26 protein-coding genes are annotated in these 23787 nt (G+C 61.5%); 8 read left to right on the top strand and 18 right to left on the bottom strand.

Going from position 1 to position 23787, the window contains the following annotated elements:
- The first annotated feature begins 173 nt into the window (after nt 1-173).
- The gene (locus tag VGY55_13960; GenBank protein ID HEV2971074.1) at nt 174-1442 is read left to right on the top strand and encodes an MFS transporter; all 1269 of its coding nucleotides are present in this window, start codon (nt 174-176) and stop codon (nt 1440-1442) included.
- Here VGY55_13960 and VGY55_13955 read toward each other — a convergent pair.
- The 4 genes from VGY55_13955 to VGY55_13940 are packed head-to-tail and all read right to left on the bottom strand — an operon-like array spanning nt 1439 to nt 4228.
- Nucleotides 1439-2392 carry a GNAT family N-acetyltransferase gene (locus VGY55_13955; protein ID HEV2971073.1) on the bottom strand — a complete coding sequence of 318 codons (954 nt, stop codon included), beginning with the start codon at nt 2390-2392 and terminating at the stop codon, nt 1439-1441. The two genes, VGY55_13960 and VGY55_13955, sit on opposite strands and share 4 nt — an antisense overlap.
- On the bottom strand, nt 2389-2715 hold the full coding sequence (locus VGY55_13950) for a non-heme iron oxygenase ferredoxin subunit (GenBank protein HEV2971072.1): 327 nt from the start codon (nt 2713-2715) through the stop codon (nt 2389-2391). The genes VGY55_13955 and VGY55_13950 overlap by 4 nt, the downstream gene beginning before the upstream one ends.
- Before the next feature lie 15 nt (nt 2716-2730).
- Nucleotides 2731-3654, bottom strand: coding sequence for a lysophospholipid acyltransferase family protein (locus tag VGY55_13945; protein HEV2971071.1), 924 nt, complete (start codon nt 3652-3654; stop codon nt 2731-2733).
- 19 nt (nt 3655-3673) lie between these two features.
- Nucleotides 3674-4228, bottom strand: a complete 555-nt coding sequence (locus VGY55_13940; protein ID HEV2971070.1) for a hypothetical protein — start codon at nt 4226-4228, stop codon at nt 3674-3676.
- 108 nt (nt 4229-4336) lie between these two features.
- Between VGY55_13940 and VGY55_13935 the strand changes: the two genes are divergently transcribed.
- Nucleotides 4337-4807: a tRNA (cytidine(34)-2'-O)-methyltransferase gene (locus VGY55_13935; GenBank protein HEV2971069.1), complete on the top strand. Its 471-nt coding sequence runs from the start codon at nt 4337-4339 to the stop codon at nt 4805-4807.
- 110 nt (nt 4808-4917) lie between these two features.
- On the top strand, nt 4918-6039 hold the full coding sequence (locus VGY55_13930; protein HEV2971068.1) for a hypothetical protein: 1122 nt from the start codon (nt 4918-4920) through the stop codon (nt 6037-6039).
- Nucleotides 6040-6182: 143 nt separating this feature from the next.
- Here VGY55_13930 and VGY55_13925 read toward each other — a convergent pair whose 3' ends face one another.
- A complete protein-coding gene (locus VGY55_13925; protein HEV2971067.1) occupies nt 6183-6569 on the bottom strand; it encodes a hypothetical protein in 387 nt (128 codons plus the stop codon).
- A 325-nt stretch (nt 6570-6894) separates the two neighbouring features.
- Between VGY55_13925 and VGY55_13920 the strand changes: the two genes are divergently transcribed.
- Entirely contained in the window at nt 6895-8772 is a 1878-nt protein-coding gene (locus VGY55_13920; protein ID HEV2971066.1) for a hypothetical protein, read from the top strand.
- A gap of 57 nt (nt 8773-8829) precedes the next feature.
- Here the strand turns inward: VGY55_13920 and VGY55_13915 are convergent, their stop codons facing one another.
- Both VGY55_13915 and VGY55_13910 read right to left on the bottom strand, forming a co-directional pair.
- The gene (locus VGY55_13915; protein HEV2971065.1) at nt 8830-10296 is read right to left on the bottom strand and encodes an AarF/ABC1/UbiB kinase family protein; all 1467 of its coding nucleotides are present in this window, start codon (nt 10294-10296) and stop codon (nt 8830-8832) included.
- Nucleotides 10297-10446: 150 nt separating this feature from the next.
- Nucleotides 10447-11049 (bottom strand): TetR/AcrR family transcriptional regulator, encoded by a 603-nt coding sequence (locus VGY55_13910; GenBank protein ID HEV2971064.1) that lies wholly within the window; start codon nt 11047-11049, stop codon nt 10447-10449.
- 162 nt (nt 11050-11211) lie between these two features.
- On the opposite strand from VGY55_13910, the gene mug reads away from it, so the two are divergent.
- A complete protein-coding gene (gene mug, locus VGY55_13905; GenBank protein ID HEV2971063.1) occupies nt 11212-11817 on the top strand; it encodes a G/U mismatch-specific DNA glycosylase in 606 nt (201 codons plus the stop codon).
- Nucleotides 11818-11914: 97 nt separating this feature from the next.
- Here the strand turns inward: mug and VGY55_13900 are convergent, their stop codons facing one another.
- Both VGY55_13900 and VGY55_13895 read right to left on the bottom strand, forming a co-directional pair.
- On the bottom strand, nt 11915-12142 hold the full coding sequence (locus VGY55_13900) for a hypothetical protein (protein HEV2971062.1): 228 nt from the start codon (nt 12140-12142) through the stop codon (nt 11915-11917).
- 104 nt (nt 12143-12246) lie between these two features.
- A complete protein-coding gene (locus VGY55_13895; protein ID HEV2971061.1) occupies nt 12247-12615 on the bottom strand; it encodes a hypothetical protein in 369 nt (122 codons plus the stop codon).
- Between the two features lie 126 nt (nt 12616-12741).
- Here VGY55_13895 and VGY55_13890 point away from each other — a divergent pair, with 126 nt between their 5' ends.
- A complete protein-coding gene (locus tag VGY55_13890) occupies nt 12742-13437 on the top strand; it encodes an HAD family hydrolase (GenBank protein HEV2971060.1) in 696 nt (231 codons plus the stop codon).
- A 31-nt stretch (nt 13438-13468) separates the two neighbouring features.
- Here VGY55_13890 and VGY55_13885 read toward each other — a convergent pair whose 3' ends face one another.
- From VGY55_13885 to VGY55_13865, 5 genes are all read right to left on the bottom strand, one after another.
- Entirely contained in the window at nt 13469-13669 is a 201-nt protein-coding gene (locus VGY55_13885) for a type II toxin-antitoxin system HicB family antitoxin (protein ID HEV2971059.1), read from the bottom strand.
- 131 nt (nt 13670-13800) lie between these two features.
- Nucleotides 13801-15228 carry a sigma-54 dependent transcriptional regulator gene (locus VGY55_13880; GenBank protein ID HEV2971058.1) on the bottom strand — a complete coding sequence of 476 codons (1428 nt, stop codon included), beginning with the start codon at nt 15226-15228 and terminating at the stop codon, nt 13801-13803.
- A 303-nt stretch (nt 15229-15531) separates the two neighbouring features.
- Nucleotides 15532-16413: a thiazole synthase gene (locus VGY55_13875; protein ID HEV2971057.1), complete on the bottom strand. Its 882-nt coding sequence runs from the start codon at nt 16411-16413 to the stop codon at nt 15532-15534.
- Nucleotides 16414-16500: 87 nt separating this feature from the next.
- Nucleotides 16501-16725, bottom strand: coding sequence for a sulfur carrier protein ThiS (thiS, locus tag VGY55_13870; GenBank protein ID HEV2971056.1), 225 nt, complete (start codon nt 16723-16725; stop codon nt 16501-16503).
- Between the two features lie 91 nt (nt 16726-16816).
- Nucleotides 16817-17395 (bottom strand): hypothetical protein, encoded by a 579-nt coding sequence (locus tag VGY55_13865; GenBank protein ID HEV2971055.1) that lies wholly within the window; start codon nt 17393-17395, stop codon nt 16817-16819.
- A 435-nt stretch (nt 17396-17830) separates the two neighbouring features.
- Between VGY55_13865 and VGY55_13860 the strand changes: the two genes are divergently transcribed.
- Nucleotides 17831-19027 carry a Gfo/Idh/MocA family oxidoreductase gene (locus VGY55_13860; GenBank protein ID HEV2971054.1) on the top strand — a complete coding sequence of 399 codons (1197 nt, stop codon included), beginning with the start codon at nt 17831-17833 and terminating at the stop codon, nt 19025-19027.
- Between the two features lie 243 nt (nt 19028-19270).
- Entirely contained in the window at nt 19271-21109 is a 1839-nt protein-coding gene (locus VGY55_13855; protein HEV2971053.1) for a DUF1559 domain-containing protein, read from the top strand.
- A 9-nt stretch (nt 21110-21118) separates the two neighbouring features.
- Here VGY55_13855 and VGY55_13850 read toward each other — a convergent pair whose 3' ends face one another.
- The 4 genes from VGY55_13850 to VGY55_13835 form a co-directional block, all read right to left on the bottom strand.
- Nucleotides 21119-21526 carry a type II toxin-antitoxin system VapC family toxin gene (locus VGY55_13850; protein ID HEV2971052.1) on the bottom strand — a complete coding sequence of 136 codons (408 nt, stop codon included), beginning with the start codon at nt 21524-21526 and terminating at the stop codon, nt 21119-21121.
- A gap of 31 nt (nt 21527-21557) precedes the next feature.
- Entirely contained in the window at nt 21558-21788 is a 231-nt protein-coding gene (locus tag VGY55_13845) for an AbrB/MazE/SpoVT family DNA-binding domain-containing protein (protein HEV2971051.1), read from the bottom strand.
- A 42-nt stretch (nt 21789-21830) separates the two neighbouring features.
- A complete protein-coding gene (locus VGY55_13840) occupies nt 21831-22976 on the bottom strand; it encodes a Gfo/Idh/MocA family oxidoreductase (GenBank protein ID HEV2971050.1) in 1146 nt (381 codons plus the stop codon).
- Nucleotides 22977-23231: 255 nt separating this feature from the next.
- Nucleotides 23232-23787: cation diffusion facilitator family transporter (locus VGY55_13835; GenBank protein ID HEV2971049.1), on the bottom strand; the 556-nt coding region annotated here is incomplete at its 5' end.

The following is a 23787-nucleotide window of genomic DNA, read 5'->3' as shown; positions in this document are numbered from 1 at the left end:
GTCCCCGGCGGTTCTCGGATAGGCTCGAAGTTGGTAATCCGTCACGCTCCTGCAATATAAGGACCGACGACGATTGGAAACAGTGCTGCCCGAAGTCGGGATGCGAGCCGGCGACGGTTTCGGTAGACTTTGGACGCCTCGCAATGAACCCGCCAATAACTTGCCCAGCATCTATGTCCTCTCCAAAAACCGGCTCCCTGGTCGTTATCTTCCTGACGGTCTTTATCGATCTGTTGGGCTTTGGCATGGTGCTGCCGCTGTTGCCGATTTACGCCCAGGATTTTGCCTCCGATGAAAGCGGTCTGCTGATTGGCTTGCTGATGGCCAGCTTTTCGGCGATGCAGTTTCTTTGGGCGCCGATCTGGGGACGGCTCTCCGATCGGATCGGCCGCCGGCCCGTGCTGATGATCGGATTGGCCGGCTCGGTCGTGTTTTACGCGATGTTCGGGCTGGCGACCGTGTGGCGGAGCGTGTTCTGGCTGTTCGTCGCGCGGATCGGGGCGGGGATCGCCGGCGCGAATATCCCGATCACTCAGGCCTACATCGCCGACACAACCAGTTTGGAAAACCGCGCGAAGGGGATGGCGCTTATCGGTGCGGCGTTTGGCTTGGGCTTCACGTTCGGGCCGCTGTTGGGGAGCCTGGCCATGCCGAGCGGCGAAGGGGTCGCGGGGCCAGGGCCCGGCTATGCGGCGGCCGCGCTCTCCGCGGTGGCGATCACCTTGGCCTATTTCAAGCTGCCCGAGTCGCTGAAACCCGGCAGCAAGAGCGCCGCCCGCCGGTTATTCGACACCGGCGCGCTCCGCGACGCACTGGCCACGCCATCGATCGGTCCGTTGCTGTTGACGCTGTTCATCCTTGTGCTGGCGTTTGCGAACTATGAAACGACCTTGGCCCTATTGCTCAAAGGAGAAAAGGACAAAGTCACCGACAGCCCGTTTCACTTCGACTTTCGCCACATCCAGTACACATTCGCCTACATCGGCATCACGTTGAGTGTCGCCCAAGGGGTGTTGGTGCGCCGCCTATCGGGCAGCATTCCAGAAGCGGTGATGGCCACCGGCGGCGCCGTGCTGGAGATTCTCGGTTTCAGTGTGATGATCGCCGCGGTCAGCTCGGGGAGCCGCTGGGAATTGTTTGCGGCGCTTTCGATCGTTGTGTGCGGGTTCGCCTTCATGATGCCGTCACTCACGTCGCTAATCTCGCGGCGAAGCGACCCGGCAAAACAAGGAGGCATCTTGGGGCTGAGCCAAAGCGTTAGTGCGCTGGCCCGCATCCTCGGGCCGATGATGGGGGTTCCGCTATTGCGGCACGGGATTCTGCTCCCGTACGCCGTCGCCGCGGGGACGATGGCTTTGGGCCTGGTGATGATTTTGTACTCGGCCCGCCGCGGACGCGATTATGGCCGAGCCGCGGCGACGATGGAGCCGATGGAGTTTTAATTCTCCTTGCGAAACACCGCCCCGGAATCGACTTGCTCGAAGCCGAGCTTGCGATACATGCCTACCGCGGCCGAATTGCCCTTCATCGTTTGAACTTCGACCAAGGCGATGGATTCCTCTTGAAGCTGCCGCAGCGCATCGCCGATCAAGTAGCTGGCCAGCCCTTTGTGCCGGTGGGACGGCTCGACTTGCACGTCGATCAGGCCGTTCGTGCGCACGCCCCGCGCGGCCGCGAACGATTCCATGTTCCAGAACGTCGCCGACGCGATCTCTTGCCCGTCTGCCCGCGACCGCAGGCGAAAGATCGTGCGGTCGAAGGAACTCATGGCGCACGCGTCCCACCAGGTACGCGGCGGCGGATCGACCACGACCTCGACGTCCGTATTGCGGCGAATTTGCATCTGCTGGCGATCCACCAGTGGGCGGAAGCCAATCAGCTCGCGGTGAAAGACCACCGTGCGATCGATCTCGCGATAGCCGTGCCCGCGGTACAGGGCTTGCGTCTCGGGCTCGGTGTCCAAAATGCCGGGCAATTCGCTGCCGCCGTAGAGCCCGCTATAAAATGGATTGAGCGGCTGGATTCCGCCCCCGTAGAGCACTTTCGCCCCGCGACGGCGGAGATACTCCTCGCTGCGGGAAAGCAATTCCGCGGCGATGGCCGGCTCGTCGGGATGGCTGACGGTCAAGAGCAGCACGGTGACGCCGAGTTCCGTCGAAAGCCCGCTTTCATCGGCGTTCGGACCGAATCCGGCATGCACGAATCCGACGGGCCGCTCGTCGTCCAATGCGAGAATCAAGCCTTCGCGATCGAAATAGGGCTTTGCCAACACCAATATATCGAAAGTCGTGGCGGAGATTGGCTGCGCCAAGCCGGGGCGTCCGGCACAGCCGCGCCAGATCTCAGCCAATCGCGGCGGATCGTCGTTCAAGAAGCAGCGATACCGAATCACTCGTGTGGCTCCGTCGCGTCCAGATCCACGAGCACGAAGTCGCCTTCGACCCGGACGGGGAAGCTCGGCTGGCGAATGCTGGCGCTCAATTGATTCTGGCCGGTGCGCACGTCGAATTGCCAGCCATGCCAGGGGCAGGTGATGATGCAGCCGGCAAGATCCCCGTCGCCCAGCGGCCCTCCTTGATGTGGACAGATGCCGTCCAGCGCGTGGAAAGTGCCCTCGACGTTGAAAAGCGCGATCACTCGCTCGCCCGCCGCCAACTCCAGCGCGGTCCCCGGCGGGCAATCGCTCACGGCGGCGATTCGAATCCAGTTAGGCATATTCACACGTTTCGTTCACGCCGCTTGTTTGCGGCCGCGGGTCGGCGGGCTGTCTTTCCAGCGGCGATGGACCCACCAGTATTGTTCCGGGGCGCGGCGGATCACTTGCTCCAGGCAGTTGGTGAACCATTGGGTCAGCTCCTTGACCCCGCGCTCCGCCGGCGCGAGATTCCGCGGATCGGCGATGAACTCCGTCCCCATTTCGAAATGCAGCGGCTCGCCCAGCCGCCGCGCGAAGCCGACCATGATCGGAGCGTCGTTCGACAGCGAGAAGAGCGCGATCGCCTTGTGCGTCGACGCCGGCCGGCCAAAGAAATTCACCCAGCATCCCTTCGGCCCGGCATTCTGATCCGCGAGCACCGACAACGTGCGGCGGCGTTCGAGCAATTCGGCGATCTCGCCGGCGCTGCCGTTCTTCGCCAAGATATGCTGGCCGCGCGCCGAGCGGAACGTGCGGACGAAACGATCCAGAAATCGATTATCGAGCGGGCGGGCGACGGCGTACGTGTCGAAGCCGAACAGCCCGAACGTATATCCCGCCAATTCGAAATTCCCGAAATGCCCGGAGACAGCAACTTTCGGCCGATCGACGAACAGGGTGCGCATCATCTCGCGCTGGTTCGTGAAGCGGATGTAGCGCCGCCAGGTCGTGTCGTGAATTTTTCGCGGGGCGTGGGCAATTTCGATCACCATCAGGAATAGATGCTCCCACATTCGCCGTGCCAATCGTCGCCGCTCGTTTTCCGAAAGTTCGGGAAACGCCAACCGCAGATTCTCCTCGATCACGCGGCCGCGCAGCCGAATCACGTCGTTGGCCAGCACGGCCAGCCAGCGCGCGACCACGGCGCAGGTCTCGATCCGCATCCCCTGCACCACGCAAATCAGCACGCGCACGACAAGATAAGCCAGATAGTCGCCAACATCCTTGAAACTTCGCATGGACATGATCCGTCAGAGGTCACTTTTCACTTATCGCATTTTCTCTGGTCAATTTGAATGAATCGAGGAACGCCTTCGCGCGGTCGCTCGAACCATTGCTGCCATCGGGATAGGCCATAATCACATACAGCCGATTGCCCGCCAAGATCATTCGCGAGTAGGTGGTCACCCCCTGAATCTCGATCTTCAAATCGCGGCTCGGGTTCTCGCTTGCCGACGCAACCTTGGTTTCCTTGATGAGTTTGCCGTGCGTGGCTTCGATGCCGCCGTCGCGGGCCGCATCGAGCACCTTTTCCGGGCCATCGCTGTTGACCTGCGCGCTGGGAAGGTCGTGGTATGTGAGCGTGTACACTTCCCGCTCGTTGTTGCGCGCGGATCGGAATACGTGCAGTTCCACATTGCCCAGCGGCGCCTTGAAGGTGCTCGTCGATTGCTCCGGCTGGCCGGGAAAGGAAATCGTGAATTCTCCCGCCGCGGACGTGAACGGTTTGAATTCGGAGAAGTTCGCCGCCCGAGCGCAGACCGCCAGCGCCAGCATCGAAATCAGGACGGCTATGGTTCTTCTAGCGGGCATGACCCATTTCGCGAATGTTGGTTCGGAGTAGTGTAGTCATTGTCGAATTATAGCGGAACCAGAGTTGCCAGTGTTGACCGGCCCGCGGCCGCGCGGTATGGGAAAGACGTGAAGTACGAACCTTGCTTGCACGTGGTCCTCTATCAACCGGAGATTCCCTACAACACGGGGAGCGTCGGGCGGACGTGCGTCGCAGTCGGTGCCAAGCTCTGGCTTGTCCGCCCGCTGGGTTTCCGAATGGACGACTATTATCTCCGCCGAGCGGGGCTGGATTATTGGGAGCATCTGGAATGGGAGCTGGCAGACCACTGGCCGGCGCTTGTCGAGCGGTTACCGCCATGTCGCCCTTGGCTTTTCACCAAGTCGGCGACACGACTCTACACCGAACCGCGCTTCGTGGCGGGCGATGTGTTCGTGTTCGGCAGCGAGTCGCAGGGACTGCCGAAATCGCTTTTGGAAACCTATCCCGACCGCGCGCTGCGGATTCCCATCCGCCCGCAAGTCCGCAGCCTGAATCTCTCGAACAGCGTCGCCATCGCCGCCTACGAAGTGGTGCGGCAGGGGATTTGCCACGGCTGACACATGCCGGCGGGCACGTTCAGCGCCGGGAATTTTTTGTAGGAACTTGGCCTCTTGCTTATGCGGCCCAGGCGGCGAATGAATCAGGCCATCCTTTTCGAGAGTAACTCATGACGAATTCGAGTCTTCGATTTCGCGTCAGGCCGATGTTTGGCTTGCTCGTGCTGGCCCTTTCCTGTTGCGGCTGCCTTAAGGGCGACATCTTCGAGTTCGTCACCTACGATCAGCCGACCGACACGTTTCGTTACATGCAGCTTGAATTAAACATCGGAAGCGACGCGTCCGCCGATCTCACGCATCTCGCCGAGCTTTGGAGCGAGCGCGACCAGATCATCATGTATCCCGAAGTCTTTCGGCTCTTCGATCTGTCCGCGATCCTCCGTATCGACGCGGGTCATTACAGGGTGATCAATCTCGGCGCCGCCAGCGCCGCGAACAACCCAACCCTTGAGACTTCGATCCCACTCGATACGATCATGGTCCAACCGGGCAAATTCTTCCTCACCAAGGACAACACGCTGGCCTATTTTCACGAGGTGACCGCCAGCGGCAAAGTGGTGGACGCGGCACTTGCCGCGCGGAACAAGGAAATCTTTGGGCCATCGCTGGTGGAGGCGATCGACAGCGAGATCAAGCGGCGGGCCGACGGAGGCAAATACGGATCGTGGGATGAATTCCGCCGGCAAATCGCCCAGGGCTTCGACGCCAATAAAAAGAACGGCGCCGGCAACCAGCCCGACGGCAAAGCGGCTCCCGCGCCCGGCAATTCACCGAAGGATCAGAATCAGGGAGGGGTCCCGTTGGACAACGCGTCGCTGGCACTGCTCCGGAAGGCGATTGCAGCCGGCGAACTGGCCGTCCGACGCCACGGCGCTGAATTCGAACTCTCCGTGCCCCTCTCGCGCGACGATTGCCGCGAACTAAAGACCACGATCGACCTCTGGACGAACGGAGTCGCCGAGCAGCTCAAGGCCAAGCCGGGAAACTACGCCGTTGCACTCACTTCCATCCTCCGCGCGGAAGACGACGGACACGGCAAGCTCGTCGCCAGCATCGACGTCGCTGCGCTCTCGAAGTTGCAAGAATTGAGCTACGGAGAAGCAAGGCCCGATCCTAAAATGGATGCCAATTACCGCGACGCTATTGCCGCGCTCCGCAGCCGGTCGATCCCGATCGACGAGAAGCTGACGGCCAAGCAGGTCGTCGAAGAATTCAGCGCCACGCGGCCGTAATGTACGGTGCGTCGCGCGAAGCGCAGACGCATCCTCCGATTGCTCGACGCGCAACCGCGGTTGGCGTCGGCCAGTGGGGCGCAAATAAAAGGGGATGCCTTGCGCATCCCCTTTCGGCGTCATGGCAAATTTCGGGCCGCCGGCTATTTCGTGTTAAACAACTTCTCGGTTAGCAGCTTGGCCTCGGCGGCCGCCGCGTCCGACGCTTCCCGTTTGACGTCCTCTCCCAGTCGCTTCTCTTGATGGGCGATCGCGTCCTGGGAATGATCAGGCCCACCGTCTCGGACCAGCGGCGCCGGCGCGGCAAATCCGTCCGCGCGATCGATTCCGCGAACGACATCCGCTTCGACGGCATGTTGGACGTCGTGAGCCGTCTGCACGGCGTCGTGTGCCGCGCGGCCCGCGTCTTGAGCGGCCCGATCGGCGTCGACCTTGACCGCGTGTGCCCCACGATCGTCGTCATGGTGTCCGCAACCCGCGCCGAACAAACCCGTGCTCGCCAACACCAGCAAATATCCCAATCGCTTCATGGTCGCACCTCGCTCAAGTGAAATGGATCGAGAAAGTGATACGGCATCCGGCGGACAGTTCGCCGCCGCCATCCTTTGGGGGCGGCAATCATAGCGGCCGACCGGATTCAAGGGTATAGGAATTGAACGCTTGCGCATGCTTGCCAGCATTGCGGCGGGATCGCTAGTTGCCGATGCCGGCGCGATGCTAGAATGGGGCAGGGGGGTTTGCCGCCTCGAACGGCAAATGCCGCCCGATCATCGTGTGAGCCAAGTCTGTCGAACGAATTCCTCAGCATTGGCCTGACGGCGATGGTTTTTTTGCTGCGTCGCAACGGGGCTGCCGATGTCGATTCCGTTCGATCCCTATTATAAATGGCTGGGAATTCCCCCTGAGGAGCAGCCTGCCCACCATTACAGCCTACTGGGAATCCGTCTTTATGAGCCCGACTCGGACGTGATTGAAATGGCGGCCGATCAGCGGATGGCCCACCTGCGGTCGTTCCACGCCGGGCCGCATTCCGACCTTTCGCAAAAGCTGCTCAACGAAGTCGCAGCGGCGAGGATCTGCCTGCTCAAGCCCGACCGGCGGGCGAAATACGACGAACTCTTGCGGCAGCGTCTCGAACGGGGCCGGCCGCAGCCAGCGGCGCCGGCCGCACCCGCCCCGGCTTCCCGCCCCGCGACGACCGCGCCGCCGAAGGAAGAGCCAATCGCGCTACGCAGGCCGGTTGCCCCCTCAGCCCCAGCGGCGCCGGCGAAGCCCGCTGCCGCAACGGGCAAATCCGTTGACCCCATGAGCCTGGCCGCCCCGCTCAAATCGCCGGCGAGGAAGGACGTCGCGGACGTAGGCGTGAGGCGGATCGACGTCGCCCCGAAGCTGGAACTCGCTCCCCGCTCGGCCGCTTGGGACAAGGCGGTGGCCGATGCCTGCGCGGCTCAATCCGTGCTCCCTCGACGGAGAAAACGGTTCCAGATGCGAATCAGCCCGACCTTGGTTCAACTGCTTGTTGGCTCGGCGGTAATCGGCGGGTTCCTCTATGCAGGGTTCCAAGGATTCACGATGTGGAAAAACGCGGAATACCACGCCTCTCTCGCGCATCGGGGCCTGCCGCCGAACGTGGCGGCGCGAATCGGAGCCGCGGCGGAGTCGACCACCGCGGAAAAACCTTCTGCTCCCGCCGAACCAGCGGCGGAGCAAACGGGACGCCCACGCGAGAATGTTCCGAGTTTTGGCGAGGCCAATTCGGCCTCGAGCAGTTTTGGATCGCGGACTGCCCAGCAGCCGCGAGAGTCCGGTCCGATCGAGACCGCTCCGGTCATTTCCGCGCCGGCCATCGTCCGTTCATCCGTCCCCACTCCCGAAGCTCATCGAAAATCGGAAAATGAAGTGAAAGAGGCGCTGGGTGAAGAACTTCAGGCCAAAGGTGTCAACGAACAAATTGCCCTTGCCCACAAGCTCGCGGCATTGGCCAACGATACGACTGACAAACCAACGGAGCGCTATGTCTTGGCGAAAAAGGCACTCGATTTGGCCGTCAAATACTGCGACGTGCGTCTGGCCTCGGACATGGTGGGCGGGATCAGCACGTATTACGAAGTCGATCCTTGGACGCTCAAAGCCGAGACGCTGAAGCAATTGGCCCAATCGCAGTACATTACGCCGCTGGCGCGGAGCACGATCGCGGCGGCGGCTTACGACTTGGTTGATCGGGCGTTGGCCGACGATCGCTACGAAAATGCCCTGGAATTGGCCACCCTGACCTTGAATCAGGCAACCGGGCTGAGGGATGCCACCCTCCATCAGCAGGCCCGAGAGTCGACGGAGCGCATCAAGCAGATTCGGAATTCACTCAAGGTATTCGAGGCGGCCAGTGACCGGTTGCGCGCCGATCCCAACGACCCGGACGCGAATCTGACCGTCGGAAAGTTCAAATGCTTCGTGAAGCAGAATTGGCAGGCGGCATTGCCGTACTTGGCGAAAGCGAACGACTCAGATTTGTATCGGCTAGTCGAAATGGAATCGAGAATTCCGACCCAGCCGGGGGAGCAGGTGGAACTGGCCGATGGCTGGTGGGATTTGGCGCGGCAGCGGCAGGAGCAAATCGACGAGTTGGACCTCAAATCCATGCGCGCGCGCGCCGCCCATTGGTATCGCCTGGCGATGCCGAGTCTCTCCGGGATCACGCTGGAAAAAGCGCGGAAGCGGACCGATGCGCCATGAATCGCCCGGTCGCTCTTTCAGCCCTGTCACCTGGTCATCTTGTCACCCAGTCACGGATTATCGCTCGTCGGCCGCATAGTCACTACGGTCCCAGCCCGCGGCTTTGACCTCTTCCTCGGCGATCGGTCGCAGATCGATCCGAGCTTTCAAGAGATACAGCACTGCCCGCATCCCGAATTGGCAGCGCGCGATGGTCGTTGAGTTGAAGCGCGCCCGCGAATAGCGCTTGCGGACCAATTCCGTGAAAATCTCAATGCCGCGGCGGAAATCGGGTTCGTCGCCAAAGTCGAAATCGCCAGCATGAGAGCGCGATCGCCAGCACCAATCGGCGAACTCGCCGTTGACCCGCAGGCGGTCGGTCTCGTCGTCGCGGATGTCGCTCCATTCTTTGATGGCCGGAATGCGATCTTCCTGGCGGCCTGTGGTGAGCGGCCGATCGAGTCGGCGAGCCCATTCCCATTCTTCAGCGTCCATCGGCATGACGAGCCCGAAATCAATGAGCCCCAGCCGACCATCGTCGAGCACCAGGAAGTTGCCCGGATGCAAGTCGACATACATCATCCGCCCCGCGTAATACATCCGATACCAGGCCCGCAGAATCTTGCCGGCGACTTCGTTTCGCTCGTCTTGCGACGGATTTCGCGCGATGAACTCACGCAGATGAATTCCCTCGACCCGCTCCATCGTCAGTATCCGCGTCGTCGAGAATTGCGGAAACACGCGTGGCACGACGATCCCGTCCGCGTCGCGGAACAGCAATCGCGCCTTTTCCAAGTGGGTGGCCTCCTGCACGTAGTCGGTCTCCTGCTCGATCCGATTTCGCAAATCGTCGAATTGGTCTTTCGTGCTTTCCCAATCCTTGCCGAGCCGACTCGGGAGCAGGAACAAGAACAAATTGCGAAAATCGGCCTCGACCGCCCGCGCGATGCCCGGATATTGAATCTTGATCGCGACTTCTTCGCCCGTTTTCAATTGGGCGCCGTGGACTTGCCCGAGCGATGCGGCGGCAAAAGCCCGCTCATCGAACCGAGCGAAAACGTTTTCCGGATCATCTCCCAGCTCGTTATGCACCAATTCCCGCAGCAGCGACCAATGCATCGGCGGAGCGTCGAAGTGGAGCTGCTCGAGGGTCTCGACGAATTCGGGCGGGGCGATGTCGGGGAAGTTGGCCAACGTCTGGCCGACTTTCATCACCGCGCCGCGCAAATAGCTCATCGAATCCAAGAGCTTCAGCGCGGTCCGCCAATGCGTTTCCGCCAACAACCGCTTCTGGTCGTCGGCGCTTTTGAACCATCCTCGCAGCCAATGGAATAAATAGGCCGCCCCGATCTTGGCTTGCAGAGTGCCGAGCGCGGTGAGTCGGCGGAACCGGCCGATTGGAACGGGTCGGAACGAAATTCGCGAGACATCCGCGGGCAACGATGCTGTCGAGCCCAGTGCCGGCAATCCGGCCGCCGCCGGCTGTTTCGCGGTCTCAACGTCTTCCGGCAGCGCGGCAATCAATTCGGAAATGGAAGTGGGCATGGTATTCTTCCCTCTCCCTTTCGGAGAGGGCCGGGGTGAGGGAGTTTTTCGGGGACTAACCTTTTTCGAATGGCGCCTATTCGCTCCTAAGAGCGCCTAACAACTCCGGCTGGGCGAAGGGGACCGTCCCGACCGGGTTCGCTACGCGTTCTAATTATTTCCACCTTGTCCGCCGTTCAACCACGCGACGAACATTGCCAGCGACTGATCGAGCAGAGCGAGCGTGTCTTCCTGTTTGGGTGATTTGTCATCGGCCCAGAATGCCAGGACTCCCATGTACAGCGTCCAGTAAACCTGCATGGCCAGCGGCGAAAGCTCGGCGATGCCGTCGCCGCGAGCCAATTGAACGACGATCTCCAAATGTTCGATCCGCAACGATTCGGCCGCTTCTGGTCGCCGCGCCGTCGAGAGCGGCGAGAGCGAAGTCTCCAACAGCGGTGCGATAAATTTCCGCAGTGGCTTAAGTTGCCGCAACTCGGACGCGACCAACGTGAACAAGTTTTCTTCGAGGTCGCGAGCGCCGTTTCGCCGCGCGAAGTTGGCCCGAGCCCGAACGAGGGCCTCCTCCGCGAGCGATCCCACGATCGCTTCCTTGGTGGCGAAGTAGTTGAAAAGCGTCCCGGTCGCGATCTCCGCCGCTCCGGCAATATCGCGGGTCGTGGTGGCATCGAATCCGCGGGCGCGGAACAATTCGACTGCGGCTTGCAAAATCCGCTGTCGCGTCGCACTCTTTTCTTCCGCGGTGATTCGCATCGTTCAACTTTCCAGGGCCGGCTCCGCCCCACTTATAATGACCACGCTCATATTATTACCCGAAGCGGCCGCGTGTCAAGAGATAATATGAGCGCGCTCACAAATTAGAGTGGCCCCCAACGTATTGGAATGGCCTACTTGGCGCTGATACGATGCGTGGCCATGGGAAAGACACAACCAGTCGAGCTAACGGAAGAGCCCTGGCGGCCGACGCGGGCCCAGCTTGAGTCGGCGCGGGCGGGAACCGTTCGGGATGTGATCGACCACGGACTTCAGGTGCTCTTCGTCGGCATCAATCCGGGCCTGTACTCCGCGGCTATCGGGCATCATTTTGGCCGTCCCGGCAATCGCTTTTGGCCGGCGATGCATGCGGGCGGATTCACTCCGAGAGTTCTACCGCCGTTCGAGGAAATCCGGCTCTTGGACTACCGCCTGGGAATCACCAATATCGTCGGCCGGGCAACGGCGACCGCCGATGAGCTAACGCGGGCTGAGCTGCAGCAAGCGGCCAAGCGGCTGGAGCGCAAGGTGCGGCGTTATCGCCCGCGTTTCGTAGCCCTGCTCGGATTGACTTCATACCGCGCCGCATTCGGCCGTCCGCGCGCCGTTCTCGGCCGGCAGCCCGAACGATTGGCCGGCGCAACGCTCTGGCTCTTGCCGAACCCCAGCGGCTTAAACGCCCACCACCAGCCGGCAGACTTGGCGCGATTGTTCAAGGAACTACAAGCGGCGGTGGAGGAAGAGTGCAGTCATCACGCCCCGCCGTGACGACGCCTCGCCGCCGCTGCCGCACGTTCTCATTTTAGGGGATCTTCCTCGACCTCCATATCGAGACAATTTGCCGTTGGCTCGCGCGTGCGGACAACTACATCGGAAAGAACGTCACTAGATTCTTGCACTCATCCGGCGTCATGCACTCGACTGCGAGCCTGATTTCGTCGATGGCTTGGCCGACAGGCATCAGATCGCTGACAACAAACACGCCAGCCATCGGCTGTCCTGCCCGCACTCGCTCGAAGGCGAAGTTCGGCAAAGTGTTGCGGTCATGCGTGAGCACAATGCGACCTTCGACGGCTGCCCTTTGCCAGGACATCTGGGTCAAGAGCCGCGCCGAGTCCGACGTCTTGAACGCGAGCGACGTTCAATTCAGGGCGTCGGCGAAAGTGGCCGCGCAGGATGTCGCCATTGAAATTCTCATCACTGAGCAGCCTGAGCACGCTCGTCCTCCATGACTTTCGCGCGGGCTAACAAGATCGCACGCAGATTGCCCTGAGGACCCTGAACCTCTTCTAGCTTCCGCCGGACCTCCTCCGCCGCTTCGTCGCAATGGCGCAGATAATCTTCAAACGGAGCAGGCGCCGCCAGAAAGCGGCTAGCGACCGCGTAGACGTCTACCAAATCAGGCGTCGGATAGGACTGGACGATGGCCTCGGGCGTGGCGCCGGCCTTGAACGCCCGGAGCACCAGTTCCAAGAGGACACGGCTCCTGCCAACGCGAAACACTCCCTCCGGCTCCTCGCGGAGCGGCACCGCGACCGCCAGTGGCTCGAAATCACGCGTCGTCATCGAACTAGACCCTGGGCCATTGATTCTTTTACATTCTACGCTATCGAACCCCCTCCGCGTCCAGTGCGGTTCGTGAAGACGCGGACACCAAGAGGCAGCCTGTGCCAACTTGCTATGCATCTCGTCATGTTCGATATCGATGGCACGCTGACGCAATCCGACGATGTCGACGCGGATTGCTATGCTCAGGCGGTAGCGGAAGTGCTGAACCTGCCGCAGATCGATCGCGACTGGTCGCGGTATCAACACGTAACGGACTCCGGCATCGCCACGGAGATCATTGTGTCGCACTTTGGCCGCATGCCGATTCGTGGCGACGTGGAGCGGATCCGGGATCGATTCGTAGAGCTGCTGCATCAGGCTCTTTGCGCGAATCGGATTTCGTGCTCGCCAATCCCCGGCGCTTTGAGCATGCTCTCAGCGCTGTCGGCGAGAGACGATCTGGCCGTCGCTTTGGCCACAGGGGGATGGGCGCGATCGGCGCAACTCAAACTTCGCATGGCCGGCTTCAACGTTGAAACAATTGCATTTTCCTCGGCCGACGATTCGACGCAGCGCGAACAGATCATGTCGATCGCTCATGCACGTGCGCTCGAACGTTGCGGAAGAGAGGAATTTGAATCGGTCATCTATGTCGGGGACGGCTTGTGGGACTTGCAAGCAAGCCGGCGGCTCGGCATCCCCTTCATTGCGGTCGCAAACGGAGATCATTCGCGGAAACTAAGAGCGCACGGCGCGCAATTCATCTTACCCGATTTCCGAGATTGCGGGCGATTCCTCGAGATGCTTCAGTCCGTTCAATCGGCGCACCGCGGACGCTGAGTTCAAAGGCGCGCCACAAACTCGTCAACCGTCAAACCACGTCTTCGATAGGTGGCGCTTCGTTGTGAGCGAACATGCTTTCGACGTAGACCTCGATCGCCTCGCGAATGTTGGCGGTCGCTTCGTCGAGCGTGTCGCCTTCCGAGTGGCAACCTGGCAGGGCCGGCCATGCGGCGTGATATCCGCCATCCGATTGTGCTTCTAAGAATACCGTGTAGCGTCGGCTCGTCATAGAATTTCCTCAACGGCCATTATAGTGTCTGCGGAGGAAGACGGATAGCTCTGAGCGCGCGAGTGTCGTCATCGCGCCGCGCTGTGATTCCGCTTCCTCACGACGGGGCGTGGGGAGTACACTGGGATGCGCTAGATTGCGCCGCTCGGCGCGGGGCCGAGGCCTGATATAACGCGGCGGGTTGTCGCATCCCCGTGCCCATCTTCCAGACCGAGGCGCTTCATCTTCTTGTAGAGCGTGGTGCGGTTGATCCCCAGGGTTTCGGCCGTGGCGTGGCGGTTCCAGTTGTTGCTCTCGAGCACTTCGAGGATGATCTGCCGCTCGGGGGCTTCGAGAGCTTGCTTCAGTGAGCGTCCGGCGGCGGCGGAGGCCGAGATCGGGGCCGCGGCGGCGAGGTTCAGCGGCAGGTCTTCGACGCCGACCTTGTCGCTCTTGCCCAACAGCACGGCCCGCTCGACGACGTTTTGCAGCTCGCGCACGTTTCCCGGCCAGCGATGCCGCTGCAGGGCGACGATCGCGTCGTCGCTGATCCCGTGCATCTTCTTGCCCGATTCCTCGCGGATCTGCTCGAAGAAGTGCTTGGCCAAGAGCGGGATGTCGGCGATCCGATCGCGGAGGCTCGGCAGCTCGATGTTGATCACGTTCACGCGATAATAGAGGTCCTGCCGGAAGCGGCCGGCGGCCACGGCTTGTGCAAGGTCTTCGTTCGTGGCGAGGATCACGCGGCTATCCACGCGAAATGTCTTGTTCCCGCCCACCTGCTCGAACTCCATCTCCTGCACTACCCGCAGCAGTTTCACTTGCATCCCTGGGCTGGCAGTGCTGATCTCGTCGAGAAAGATCGTGCCGCCGTCGGCCTGCATGAACTTGCCGAGCTTATCTCCCGCCGCGCCGGTGAAGGCCCCGGCGACGTGACCGAACAGTTCACTTTCCAACAGCGTCTCGGGCAACGCCCCGCAGGCGATCTCGACGAACGCCTTGTTGCGGCGCGAGCTGCGGCGATGGATGGCGCGAGCGACGAGCGATTTGCCGGTGCCGCTTTCGCCGGTGATGAGCACGGTGGCCTTGGTGTCGGCGATGCTGTCGATCATGTCGAAGATGCGCAGCATCCGATGATCGTGGCCGATGATGTTCTCCATGCCGAATCGCAGATCGAGCTGGGCCTTGAGGTTCTTGTTCTCTTCGAGCACCTCGCGCTGATTGAGGGCCCGCTGGATCGCCATCTCCAGCTCTTCATCGATCAGCGGTTTGGTGAGGAAATCGAAGGCCCCTGCGCGGATGGCCTCGACGGCCGCCTCGACCGTGCCGTAACCGGTGAGCAGGATGACCGACGTGCGCGGATAGTGCTCGCGACAATGGGCCAGCACATCGAAGCCGTCACCGTCGGGCAGTCGGATATCGGCCAGTACCAGGTCGAACGCTTTTCGGCCCAGCGCAGCGATGGCAGCGGCACGGTCGGCGGCTGCATCGACCCGATATCCCTGTTCGCGCAGCCACTCGGCCATCGATTCCAGGACGTGCCGATCGTCGTCTACCAGGAGGAGCGAGCCTTTTTTCATTGAAGTCACCCAGTCGTGATTGCCATCCGCCTCGCTCGCGATGCAGGAGGTCGGAAGTCGGAGGTCGGAAGTCGGTCGGTCGGTGTTCAGCTTTCAGGCTGCTCCGGGCAGGCTAAAGCCCGAACTCCAACGTTGCGCGGCGGCTCACTTGCCACTGGGGAGAAATGGCGATGTCCGTCGTAGTTTATCTACGTTACGGCTGCCGAAAGTCAACGTTGCGGAAGAGGCGATCGGGCCACGGTGCTGCACGATCATCGCCGACAAGAACCGCAAATTCGGCCCCAAGCGACTGCCGTCGCAGCGTCATTTCGGACGTACCGCTTCCCGGGCCTCTGGTCCCCGGCCGCTGGCCTCAATTCTTCCGGCCTCCGGACTGCTGGCGGTGGCGTAGAGCTTCTTGGGGATTCGGCCGGAGAGATAGGCCAACCGGCCGGCGAGCATCGCGGCCTTCATCGCTTGGGCCATGCCGAGCGGATTGGCGGCGTGGGCGATGCCGGTGTTCAAGAGCACGCCGTCGACGCCCAATTCCATAGCGATGGTCACGTCGCTCGCCGTGCCAACGCCCGCATCGACGATGACCGGATAATCGGGATCCCCTTCCTTGAGATACTCCAGACAGATGCGGATATTATTGGGATTGAGGATGCCTTGTCCCGAGCCGATCGGGCTGCCGGCCGGCATGACGCTCGTCGCGCCGGCCTCCTTCAGCCGCCGTGCGATGATCGGATCGTCGCTCGTGTAGCAGAGCACTTGAAAGCCCTCGCCGACCAGCCGCTCGGTGGCTTCGAGCGTCGCGACCGGATCGGGCAAGAGCGTCTTCTTGTCGGCCAGCACTTCGAGCTTGACCCAATCGGCGCCGGGATTTTCGAGGCCCTGGAGAATCTCGCGACCCAGCCGCGCCACGCGAATCGCGTCGTCCGCGGTAAAGCAGCCGGCCGTGTTGGGCAGGAGCGTGTAGCGGCGGCTATCGATGAAATCGAGTAGATTGTTGCCCGCGGAGTCGATCAATCGCTCGCGGCGGACGGCGACGGTGATGCAATCGGTGCCTGAAAGTTCAAGCGCCCTGCCCATCAACTCATAGCTGGCATACTTGCCCGTGCCGACGATCAAGCGGCTGCTCAAATCGTGGCTGCCGACGCGCAGCTTGTCCTCGGCGGAGATGTCGATCATGGCCACGTGGTTCATGGGCTAACCACCAGCGGTGCGTTTTAGTGTCGATTGACAATGCCTCTCACCCCAGCCCTCTCCCAGAGGGAGAGGGAGTCGGACGTTTCATCCGCCGCCGACGAGGGTGACGATTTCCACACGATCGCCGTCCGCTAGTAAATGCTCGCCATGGATCGCTCGCGGGACCAAATCGAGATTCACTTCGACGGCCACCTGATTGGCTGCCAGCCTCAGCTCAGTCAAGAGCGCGGCGACCGATGTGCCGGTCGTTATTTCGCGCGGCTGACCGTTGAGCCGGACGATCGCCGATTTCGCAGTTTGTTGCAACATGTCGTCTATAGGTCTCGCATTGTTTAACCCGGAGCCAACGGCGACGGCCACTTACCTGCCACCGTCGCCGTTGGCTCCGGGTTAAACGATTTTACTGCCGGATCGAGGTGTCGCGGGCCGTGAATGCGCCGAGTGGAATAAGGGTCCCCACGTAGCCTTGCGGGGAAGCCGCTTTGGTCGGGTCCCAGGGGACGCCATAGGCAACAACCTTGCCGCTGGTGACTTCGGCCACGTAGACCGCGCTCCTCGCAAATTTGCCGCCGCGATAGCCTTGCCGCATTTCGGCGACGCCGGTAACCATCAAGAACTTCGGGTTCTTCACACCTTCAAAATCCTTGGCTAGGTTCGGATAACTGAATCGGCCGGCGAATCCTCCCTTGGCCGGATTGAGCACGGCCCCACGCAGCTCGCCGGTTAGCGGGTCGAGCGTGTAGACTGCTTCGATCGCTGTGTCCACCTCGCCGGTGGCGAGGATCAGCGATTCTTGCGAATTGGTGGCGGAGGCGTGCGCGTTGATCGCCTTGAAAAAACCATCCGCCAGAGGGCGGTCGTCGCCCGCAGGGCTGAACCAATGCAAGACCACTCCCGACAACATCCCGCCGACCATCGCGGCCGCAAGAACTCCGGCCATCAGCCAAACCGCGCGCGTGCGCCGAAACAACTTGGTCATGTTCGTCTGCTCCATAAATGGTTAAATCCCAGCAACGTGTTCCTTGCCGCCGGCGATTTCCGCTTCCCCCGTCATCGGGCATCATACCCGTTTGCCGAACCGCTCGCCAGCGCGGAACGGGGCAGAAGTCGGCAGTGGCCAGCCGGCGGTCGGTAAAAGGAAGATCGTTCGTTGGCCGGTTCGCTTGCGAACCGAAGTACGACCGCCGGAAGGCGGACGCGCGGGACGAATTGCGGTGAATGGCCAAACTTTCCGCCAACTTGTTCGGGGCGGAACTCAATTTTTCTTCCCGCGACTGGCGAACGTCGCGGCATTTCATAAAAATGGGGAGAACTGAAGCGGGGATCGGGATTCGGGGCTCGGGCCTCGAATGACGCGACCGCGACGCGGCCGCCGCCTTCCCAGTCCCCAGCCCCTAGCCCCCAGTCCCCAAAAATGCCCACCAACGGAACTCTCAATCGCAAGCTGCGGATGGCCTTGATCGGCGGCGGCCAAGGCTCGTTCATCGGCCGAGTGCATGCCACGGCCGCGGTGCTCGACAATCGGGCCGCTCTCTTGGCCGGCGCCTTTTCCAGCGATCCGCAGCGCTCCAAGGCCTCCGCGGCCGATTATGATGTGCCGCCCGCGCGAGCCTATGGCTCCTATCGCGAATTGGTCGAAAAGGAAAAGGCCCTGCCAGCCGACCAGCGCGTCGATTTCATCTCGATCACGACACCGAACAACACGCACTTCGAGATCGCTAAGGCGGCCGTCGAGGCGGGCTTCAACGTCGTCTGCGACAAGCCAATCACGTTCGATCTGGCGCAAGCCGAGCAGCTTGCCGAAATCGTCGACCGCTCCGGCGTCGTGTTTGCCGTCTCGCACAACTACACCGGCTATCCGCTTGTGCGGCAAGCCCGCCAGATGATCCTTGGGGGAGAGTTTGGCGAGATCAACGCCGTGCGGTCGTTCTATATTCAGGGCTGGCTCCGCAAGCCGCTAATCGCCGGCATCGAGAAGCAGGCCGGCTGGCGAACGGATCCCGCGCGGAGCGGCGCCGCCGGGTGCTTCGGCGATATTGCCACGCACGCCTACAACCTAGCCCGCTATATGACCGGCCTGATGCCCGATTCGATAAGCTGCCATCTCAAGATTTTCGAGCCGGGCCGGAAGCTCGACGATTACGGCACGGCCGTGATTCGCTTCGAGAACGGCGGACTGGGGACCGTCACCGCTTCGCAAATCAGTCATGGCCGGGAGAACGATCTATTCATCGAGATCGACGGCACGAAAGGCTCGCTCGTGTGGCATCAAGAGGAGCCGAACAAAATGGTGGTTCGCCGCAATGGCCAGCCCCACGCGATTTACACTCGAGACCCACTTGCGCCCTATATTAATGAGGCGGGCAAAGGCGCTTGCCGTCTACCATGCGGCCATCCAGAGGCCTTTTTCGAAGCGTTTGCCAATGTGTATCGGGCAGCTTTCGACGCCATGGCCGCCAGGGCCGCGGGTCAAAAGTTCGCCACAGTCGATACGGTCTATCCAAACGTCAACGACGGCGTCGAAGGGATGTACTTCATCGAGCAATCGGTGGCCAGCAGCCGCGAGAACGGCGCCTGGCTGCCGCTACGGCATAAGAGGGCGAGGAAGTAGACCATGAACATCACCGTAACGTGCATTAGCTGTGGGCAGAAGTTATCGGCTCCAGAACAGTTTGCTGGGCGGCGGGTGCCTTGCCCGAAGTGTAATGCGCCGGTCGATGTTCCGGCGGCGGCCGTCGCTGCGCCACCGCTGTTCGTTGCGGAAGTTGTCGCGGAACATCGTCCCATGCCGGAGCCAGCTCAATCCGCGCCGGCGCCGGCTTGGAGAGGGCCGCCTCGACCACCGTCGATCGAGATGCAAGCAGAAGGCTCCTTCGACTCGCGGATCGGCAAGTCCATCGCACCGCCGGTGATCGAGCGTGCCGGCGGGCCGTCGACGGGCCTGGGCGTTCCGATGATCGCTCTTGCAATCCTGCTGTTTCTCGCCGGCGGCGGGATCGGTGCTTGGATGGTTCTCGGGCCGAAAGGCGGAGCGGGAAGCGATCTCCGTTTTGTGCCCAATGATTCCGATTTCGTGCTCTCGGCCGATATCAAAGGGATCATTTCCAGCGGCGCGGGGCAAAAGATCAAGGCCCGAGCCGCGGACATGCTCACTGCACTGAATCGCAGTATCCCCAAGGATTCCAAGTTCAAGCCCGAGGATGTCGGCCGAATGACGATCGGCGCTCGCGCGCAAACGGGCCAGGGGGCGGGCGTCGTTCATTTCAATCGCATCGTGACAGACCAGGATTTTGCCGACGCGAATCAAAGGGTCAAGAAATCGGTGGGCCGGTACGAAATGAACATCAGCAATCGCATGGCGTTCTGCCGGATCGATGATCGGACAGTGGCCGTCGGCGAAGAGACTGCGCTGCGCGAGGTCCTCGAACGCGACGGTCCCGCCAGGCTCTCCGACGAATTGACAGCCGCGATGAACGAGGTCGATTTCTCGAAGTCGCTGGCGATGGCCGGCTCGCTGAAAAACCTGGCCAGAGCCGCCGGACCGGTCGGGGCCAACCTGAGCGCGATGCCCTTTGGGCCGGACGCGATTCGCGGCGGCGGATTGCAAGCGGACATCGGCGACGACATCCGGCTTAGGGGCATTGCGATCTTCAAGGACGCGGCCACGGCCGAGCAGATGAAGAAAATGGGCGACGGGATGCTAGCCGCCGCGAAAATGAACTCTGCCAAAATGCCTCCCGACGCGGCCAAGATCCTTGATTCGCTCGAGCTATCGAACTCGGGCCCCACGATTCGCGCCAGCGTGACGATTGAAATCGACACGATCCTATCGTTGGTCGATTCGTTCAAGGGAGTGGGCGGATCCTTTGCTCGCGGCCCGGCCGCGCCAGACACAAGTGCTTCGGGCGCGAAAGCCTTCAGCCCCGTCCCGCAGCAGCCGAATGGGCCGCCATCCAAGATTCCACTGTTTCCTGGCAACGGCACTACGCCGTTCGCAAGCAACAATTCGCCGAATCCGGGCGACAACAATCCGCTCAGAAACCCGGCAAATCTCCGGCCAAAGTCCGGCGAGGAGTTCAAGCGCGGGCCGGCGGAAAATAATCTCAAGAAGATCGCACTCGCGATGCGCTCCTATGCCGACGCGGAAGGTCAGTTTCCGCCGGCAGCGATTTGCGATTCGCAAGGCAAACCGCTCTTGAGCTGGCGCGTGGCGATCCTGCCATCTCTGGGCCAGCAGAATCTCTATAAGCAATTCCGCCTAGATCAGCCTTGGGATAGCCAGTCCAACAAGCGCTTGTTGCCGCGCATGCCGGCGGTCTATCGCTCGCCGTTCGGAAAACCGGTCGGGGAATTCAATCGCACGATGATGCTCGTGCCGGTCGGCAGGAAGTTCGCGTTCTTCGGCGAGCAAGGGCGGAAGCCTGCCGATTTCACCGACGGTCTTTCGCAAACGATTCTCGTCGTCGAGGCGGCGCCGGATCGGGCCGTACAGTGGACCAAGCCGGACGATCTGGCGATCGATGAACGCGATCCGTCGGCCGGCCTGTTCGGCGAGCGCGACGGCGGCTTCCTGGCCGCGATGGCCGACGGCGGCGTCAAATTCATCCCGCAATCCACCAGCAAAAAAACCCTGCTTGCGCTGTTCACCATCAACGGCGGTGAAAGACTCCCGCTGGATTTGAGGCTCGAGTGATGCCGGTCGTCAAGAATTAAACGGGTTCACCAGCCGTACACCGGCGTGCTTGTAATCTCGCGTGTTGCGCGTGGCCACCGTGAGTTGATGTTGGAGCGCCGTCGCTGCGATCAAGCTGTCCTTGACCGGCATTGCACGACCTTTACGGACGAGCCGGGCCAGGAGACCTGCCCAGACGTGACCGGTTTCCCGGTCGATCGGCCACGTGGACAATCGGGTGAGGCCGGCAGTGAACCAGTCGAGCAATTTTGTCCGATTGTGACTTACCGGCAGGCGAAGAATCCCATATTCCAACTCGCCGAGAATGATCGGATTTACAGACAACTCCGAACGGTTGCGATCGAGCCAGTCGAGAGCCAATTGGCTGGGCCTCGGCTTGGTGGCCTCACTGAGAACATTGACGTCGACGAGAAACATTCATGCCGGTTTGTTTGATTGACATCCGCCTTCACAAATCCGCCGTCGATTCGGAAGGCATGGGTTGAAACCAGCCCTTGACTGGACACGAAAGTAGCCACTCGACGATCCCTAGCTCCCCAGTCCCTGGAATCGCCTTGAGTCGGTACTCGCCCGCCTGAATTCGTTCGATCTCGAACTGTTGACCGGCCACAAGTGCATCTTGCTGCCGCAAGTCGGCGGGCAACACGATTTGTCCTTTCGACGATAGCGACGTTTTCATAATTGTAAGATAACATCTTACCAAGCTGCCGTCAACTTGGGCCTACACCCGGACCCACGCTTGCTTCTGATGGCTCTTCAAGATCGCTTCGCAGAGCAGCACTTCCTTGTGGCCTTGAGCGAAGGTCGGATAGAGCGGTTCGGCCGCGAAGTCGCCCGCCGCGATGTAGTTGTAAAATGAGCGGAAGCATTGCTTGAAAGCGTCGGGAAAGCCCTCGTTGTGCCCGCCCGGATAATTGAGATAGCCGCGGGCAAGCTGCCCGACCAGCGATGGATCGCGAATCAGGCTTTCATTGGCTTGGTTGCGGTGGCCGATCCACAGCTCGTTGGGCGATTCGCTATTCCAGGCCAGGGCGGTCTTCGATCCGGCAATCTCGTAGCGAATGCAGTTCTTGCGCCCGGCGGTCACCTGCGAGACCCACAGGCTGCCGCGCGCCCCGCCTTTGAAGCGGAATAGCACGCAGCCGTAGTCTTCGGTATTGATCGCGACTGGCTCGGTTGGCCGCTCGGTCGCCAATTTGCCGCTGTAGGTTTCGACTTCTCCCTTCGGTCGTTTGCGGATGGGATGCACGGTGTTCAGATCGGCCATCACGGATTCGACTTCCAATCCGGTTACGGACGTGATGAGGTCCATCCAGTGCGTGCCGATGTCCGCCACGGCCCGCAGCGCGCCGCCTTGATCCGCCAACACGCGCCAGTTGTAGTCCGTGTCGTAGAAAAGCCAGTCTTGCGTGTAGCTGCCGTTGACTGCGAAGATCTGGCCCACTTCGCCGCGCGCGATTCGGTCGCGGGCTTCCAAATTCAACGGATAGAAGCGCACGTTGTAGCAGACTGCCGCCGCCAATCGCTTCCCCTTGGCCAATTCGACTAATTCACCGGATTGCTCTGAAGTCATTGCGAGCGGCTTTTCGCACAGCACGTGCTTGCCCGCGGTGATGGCCCGCTTGGCGAATTCATAATGCAGCACGTTGGGCACGGCGAGATGGACCGACTGCACGGTCGTATCCTCCAGCACCTCGTCGAGGCTGGCGTAGGCCTTCGGCAGGCCGAGCGACTGTTTGGCGCGCTGCGATTCGGCATCGTCGCAGCCCAGGATGCCGCGGATGGGAAGCCCCAGCCGGCGCAAGGCCTCCACGTGAACCGGCCCGATGAATCCCGCCCCGACGACTGCCACGCCGATGTCGTTCATGGCCTTCTCCTTAGCGATAGGAAGTGAACAACGGATAGGATAGCGGGCTGGAATTGTCGTCGCAAGCCAGCGACAAGAAGGAAGCCGGAGATCGGAGGACAGAGGTCGGAGGAATTGGTTCGCGGTCGTTAGCCCCGTCGCTTGCGGCGGGATGAACGACCGTCACGCACTTCGGTTCGCAAGCGAACCGGCTAACGCACGATCTGCGAACTGCAACCGCTGACCTCCGACCTCCGAACTCTGACCTTCGGCACTTCATCCGCCAGCCGGTTCGATGTGCACCGTCACGTCGATAATCGAGAGTTGGGCCTCCAGCAGGGCTTGCTTCACGTCGTGGGCAATCTCGTGGCCGCGGCGGACGGTGAGGCTGCCATCCACTTCGACGTGGATCTCGACGAACAGCGAGAGGCCGCTACGTCGGACGCGGCATTTCTCGATCGCCGCCACATCGGGGATTCCTCGGGCGATTTCGCGAATGCGGGCCTCGATCTCAGGCGGCGGAGCTTTGTCCATCATCTCATCGAGCGCTCCGCGGAACAGGCGCACGCCGTTGTAGGCGATCACGACGCAGGCCACGAGCGCCGCCCAGCCGTCGGCTTGCTCGTAGCCGGGGCCGCCGATCAAAGCGACTGAAATGCCTATGAACGCGGCGCCCGAGGTGATCGCGTCGGCCCGATGGTGCCAGGCGGTCACCTTCACCGCCTCGCTGCCGATCGATTGGCCGGTGCGGTGCAACAGCCGAAACATCACTTCCTTGATGATCACCGCGCCGATCAGGACATAAAGCGTGAATACGGCCGGCGCTTCGTGG

It is taken from the genome of Pirellulales bacterium (genome assembly GCA_035939775.1).
Lineage (GTDB): Bacteria > Planctomycetota > Planctomycetia > Pirellulales > DATAWG01 > DASZFO01.
This window is presented reverse-complemented; position numbering and strand designations above follow the sequence as displayed.